General features: G+C 26.1%; 8 protein-coding genes and 1 pseudogene. 8 read left to right on the top strand and 1 reads right to left on the bottom strand.

Annotated features, from left to right (window positions below):
- From AMN84_RS01710 to recO, 8 genes and pseudogenes are all read left to right on the top strand, one after another.
- On the top strand, positions 1 to 254 hold a 254-nt coding region (locus AMN84_RS01710), incomplete at its 5' end, for an ACT domain-containing protein (RefSeq protein ID WP_306452622.1).
- Positions 211 to 792, top strand: a complete 582-nt coding sequence (gene pyrE / locus AMN84_RS01705) for an orotate phosphoribosyltransferase (protein ID WP_075482835.1) — start codon at positions 211 to 213, stop codon at positions 790 to 792. The genes AMN84_RS01710 and pyrE, both read left to right, overlap by 44 nt.
- Entirely contained in the window at positions 792 to 1,505 is a 714-nt protein-coding gene (locus AMN84_RS01700; RefSeq protein ID WP_075482833.1) for a pyridoxine 5'-phosphate synthase, read from the top strand. The genes pyrE and AMN84_RS01700 overlap by 1 nt, the downstream gene beginning before the upstream one ends.
- A 2-nt stretch (positions 1,506 to 1,507) precedes the next feature.
- Positions 1,508 to 1,759 (top strand): holo-ACP synthase, encoded by a 252-nt coding sequence (acpS, locus tag AMN84_RS05135; protein WP_256998144.1) that lies wholly within the window; start codon positions 1,508 to 1,510, stop codon positions 1,757 to 1,759.
- A complete protein-coding gene (locus tag AMN84_RS05130; RefSeq protein WP_256998143.1) occupies positions 1,734 to 1,898 on the top strand; it encodes a holo-ACP synthase in 165 nt (54 codons plus the stop codon). Before acpS ends, AMN84_RS05130 begins: the two co-directional genes overlap by 26 nt.
- A pseudogene (gene lepB / locus AMN84_RS01690) lies at positions 1,895 to 2,621 on the top strand (signal peptidase I). Before AMN84_RS05130 ends, lepB begins: the two are co-directional and overlap by 4 nt.
- Positions 2,621 to 3,292 carry a ribonuclease III gene (rnc, locus tag AMN84_RS01685; RefSeq protein ID WP_075482831.1) on the top strand — a complete coding sequence of 224 codons (672 nt, stop codon included), beginning with the start codon at positions 2,621 to 2,623 and terminating at the stop codon, positions 3,290 to 3,292. Before lepB ends, rnc begins: the two are co-directional and overlap by 1 nt.
- On the top strand, positions 3,279 to 3,959 hold the full coding sequence (gene recO / locus AMN84_RS01680) for a DNA repair protein RecO (RefSeq protein ID WP_075482829.1): 681 nt from the start codon (positions 3,279 to 3,281) through the stop codon (positions 3,957 to 3,959). The genes rnc and recO overlap by 14 nt, the downstream gene beginning before the upstream one ends.
- Here recO and hemB read toward each other — a convergent pair.
- The coding region (gene hemB, locus AMN84_RS01675) for a porphobilinogen synthase (protein ID WP_075482827.1) at positions 3,956 to 4,719 on the bottom strand (764 nt) is incomplete at its 5' end. The two genes, recO and hemB, sit on opposite strands and share 4 nt — an antisense overlap.

Genomic DNA, 4,719 nt, shown 5'->3' with positions numbered 1-4,719 from the left:
ATAAACCTGGAGTATTGGGTATAGTAACTACTATGATTGGAGAAAATCATGTAAATATTTCTAGTGTTGAAATGGTGGAAAAGACAAAAACTTCTATTAATTTTCGATTTAACTTAATTATTTCAGATCTCAAAAACTTTACAAAATTGATAAGTGAGTTAAAACAAAGAGAGTATAAATTTAAAATTATTAGACATAAAAACAAAAAATATGCTTTCTTTAAAAAATTCTTTGGCGGTTTTAAAAAAAACTGATGCTCTTTTAGAGGGTCACTTTGTACTTTCGTCTGGACTACATTCGCCTCAATATGTTCAATGCGCCAAACTTTTGAGTAAACCAAATCAATCTAAAAAATTTATTAGTTCTCTAGCATCTAAAATTAAAAAAAATGTCAAAAGTTTTGACATAATTCTATCCCCAGCAATGGGAGGCGTCATTATTGGTTATGAAATAGGAAGAATATTAAAAAAAGAAACAATTTTTTGTGAGAGGGTAGATAAAAAATTTAAACTTAGAAGAGGTTTTTATATTAAAAAGAAAGCGAAAGTACTAATCGTTGAAGATGTAATTACTACGGGAAAATCATCTATGGAATGTGTAAAATTGATTAATAAGTTTGGCGGTAGATTTGTTGGAATAGCATGTTTAATTGACAGATCTAAAAAATCATCAATTTCAAAAAAAATTATATCTCAAGTAAAACTTGATATTCCTGTTTACAAGAGAAATAAATTGCCAACTTCTTTAAAGAATATTAAAATAACAAAACCAGGAAGTAGATATCTAAGATAATGTCTAAACTCGGTGTCAATATTGACCATGTAGCTACGTTAAGAAATGCAAGAGGAGAAAATCATCCAAATATTTTAAAATTTGCTGATATAGCTATTAATTCAGGAGCCGACTCTATAACAGTTCATTTAAGAGAAGACAGAAGACATATTAAAGATTTAGATTTAAAAAAACTTTGTAAAAAAAGAATTAAGTTAAACTTAGAAATGGCATGTAATAATAAAATGTTAAAAATTGCCCTTAGAAATGTGCCAAATTATGTTTGTATAGTACCTGAAAAAAGAAAAGAAATTACCACAGAAGGGGGAATAGATTTAAAAAAAAATTTTAAGAATCTAAAAAAAATAATATCCAGACTTAATAAGGCTAAAATTAGAACAAGTTTATTTATAGATCCTTCAAAGCAAAATATTGAATTATCAAAAAGGATAGGAACAAAATGTGTTGAGCTTCATACAGGAAAAATATCAATTTTAGTTAAAAAAGGTGCAAAATTTTCTAATGAACTAAAGAGAATTAAACATGCTAGCAAGTTAGCGTTCGAAAATGGTATTGAAGTTCATGCTGGACACGGATTAGATTTTAAAACAACAAAAATTTTAAGAAAAATCTCATATATCAAAGAATTTAATATTGGCCATTTTATCATAGGTGAAAGTTTAGAGTCTGGTATGCCCAGTATTATAAAAAGATTCAAAAAGATCGTAAGATGACTTTGAATATTTTTGGTGTAGGAACAGACATTGTTAAAAATAGTCGTATAAAAAAACTTATTAAAAACAAAAAATTTATTTACAGAATATTCACATCTAGTGAAATAAAAGACTCAAAAAAAATTAAACAGAAAGTTTTGTTTTTTTCAAAAAGATTCGCTGCTAAGGAAGCTTTCGTAAAATCTCTTGGTACTGGTTTTGCTTATAATATAAATTTTAAAGATATAAATGTTTCAAAAAAAAAAAGGTGGTAAACCTTATCTTACATTAAGCAATAACCTAAAAATCATATTAAAAAGAAAACTTAAATTGAAAAAAGTTAAAATTTTTCTGTCATTATCAGATGAAAGAGAATATTCAGTTGCATACGTTATAACTCAAAAGATTAAATGAAACAAAAAATTATAGATAACATCAAAACTATTTTTTATGCTTTAATAATTGCTATAATAATTAGGTCTTTATTAATTCAACCTTTTTATATTCCATCATCATCGATGGAACCTACTCTGCTAGTAGGAGATAGAATTTTTGTAACTAAATATACTTACGGATATAGCAAGCATTCATTTCCTTTTAGTTTAGGGCCCATTAAAAAACGTATTTTTTTTAACGAACCTGAAAGAGGAGACATTATTGTGTTCAAGACTCCTTCTGATAATAGAACCGATTACATTAAAAGACTTATAGGTGGACCGGGAGATAAGATTCAATTTATAGATGGTAATCTATATCTAAACGATGTTGAAATCCTTAAATCAAAAATAAGTTCAGAAATGGAAATATATTGTGGTGGTAGAGTTTTAGAAACAAATCTTTTTGAAGAAAAAATTGAAAATAAGAAATATTTAACTGCTTATAATAATTTTGGATCTTATCAAAATTCAGACGAATTTGTTGTACCTGATAATCATTATTTTTTTTTAGGAGATAATAGAGATTGCTCAAAGGATAGTCGATTTTTTAACAAGCGTTGGTTATGTACACCGCGATAATATTGTTGGTAAAGCTAGATTTATCTTTTTTTCAACAGACAAAAAAATAGGAAGACTTATTGAGTTTTGGAAATGGAAAAAAAGTTTTAGATTGGACAGATTGTTTAAAAAAATAAAATAATGAGAAAAAGTTTAAATTCTTTTGAGAAAATTATAGGTATTAAATTTAAAAATCAAAATCTTTTGCTGCAAAGCTTGACGCACAAAAGTAATAATCCATTAAATAACAATGAAAAATTGGAATTTTTAGGCGATAGAGTGTTGGGATTAGTTATATCAAAGAATTTATATAAATTGTTTCCAAAAGATAAAGAAGGTGATCTTGATAAAAAGTTAGCATCATTAGTAAACAAGAAAAGATGTGTTGAAATTTCAAATTATTTATCCTTAAAAGATTACGTTTTAGTAGGTGACAAAAAAAATACTTCGAAAATTGAGAATAAAATTTTAGCAGATACAGTCGAGTCAATTGTAGGTGCGTTATATCTGGATCAAGGATTAGATGTAACAGAAAAGTTTATTTTAGATTATTGGAAAAGATTTTTAAATGAAAAACTAACAATTTATAGAGATCCTAAAACGATGCTTCAGGAATATTCACTTAAATTACATAAAACACTTCCAATTTATAAAGTTATAGAAAATAAGGGACCAAGACATAAACCTGTTATAAAAGTTTCAGTGAAAATAAAAGATTCAAAAAAATATTTAGGAGTAGGTAATTCAAAAAAAGAGGCAGAACAAAAAGCTGCTCTAAAATTATTAGACACTTTAAAAAATGAACTGGACTGATAAAGGTATTTTACTATCAAAGAATAAATTTCAAGAAAATTCTATAATTGTTCACTTTTACACAAGAAATCATGGGAAATGTTCCGGCCTTATATTTGGAGCATCATCTAAAAAAATTAAAAATTATTTACAAATTGGTAACGAGCTTCATCTAAATTATAATTCAAAAAGTAATGAAAGTTTTGGTTATTTTAAAGTTGAAATATTAAAAGTAAATACTCCAATTTTTTTTGATCAAAAAAGATCCTTATATTGTATTGACGCGGCTTTAAACTTAATAAAACTACTAACTGTGGAAAATCAAAAGAATATATCAATTTATGAGTTGGTTCATAAATTATTTTTAATTCTAGAAAAAGAAAATTGGTATTTCAATTATGTTTTTTGGGAACTTGAATTTTTAAGATTAATTGGTTTTGATTTAGATATAAAAAGATATGCAAAAAAAGAGAATAATGGGAAAAATGAATTTTATATCAACACTAATTTAAAACGAATTAAGGTACCCAATTTTATTATTTCTAAAAAAGAATATGATGTTAATAATCAAGATATAATTGATGGTCTAAATCTCATAAGTGAATATTTACAAACAAATCTTTTTTTACCTAATAATATTAATTTTCCTTATCAAAGGAAAAAATTTATAGATGATTTTAAATTTTAATTTTTAATAATTTTGTCTATTCTGTCTGCAAAATAAGAAATAATTGCATTTGAACCAGCTCTTTTAAAAGACATAAGTGTTTCATAAATAGAATTTTCGCTTATTAATTTTTTGTTAATACCATTCATTAATAAGCTATATTCACCTGAAACCTGGTAAGCCAATACTGGTATTTTAAAATTTTCTTTTACTTTTTTGATTATATCAAGATAGGGAAGACCAGGTTTGACCATCACAAGATCTGCACCTTCTTTTATATCCAAAGCTATTTCTCTTAAAGCTTCTTCAGAATTACTGAAGTCCATCTGGTATGTTTTCTTATCACCTTTTAAAGATTTTTTTGATCCGACCGCATCCCTAAAAGGACCGTAAAATGAAGATGCGTATTTTACTGCATAAGATAATATCTTAATCTCTTTAAGTTGATTATTGTCAAGCTCTTGTCTTATCTCGCCAATACGCCCATCCATCATATCTGATGGCGCAATAACATCACTACCCATTTGAGCTTGTAATATAGATTGTTGAATTAATATTTCTATTGTTTCATCATTAAGAATTTTTTTGTCCATTAAAATTCCATCATGTCCGTGTGAAGTATAAGGGTCTAAAGCAACATCTGTCATAATACCAATTTCATTTTTGTATCTATCTTTAATTTTTTTAATAGCTTTACAAACTAAGTTATTTTCATTTAAAGCTTCACTACCATAAAAATCTTTTAATCCACTGTTGGTTTGAGGAAAAATTGCTACCATTG

This window comes from Candidatus Pelagibacter communis (assembly GCF_001180105.1).
Taxonomy (GTDB): domain Bacteria; phylum Pseudomonadota; class Alphaproteobacteria; order Pelagibacterales; family Pelagibacteraceae; genus Pelagibacter; species Pelagibacter ubique_K.
This window is presented reverse-complemented; position numbering and strand designations above follow the sequence as displayed.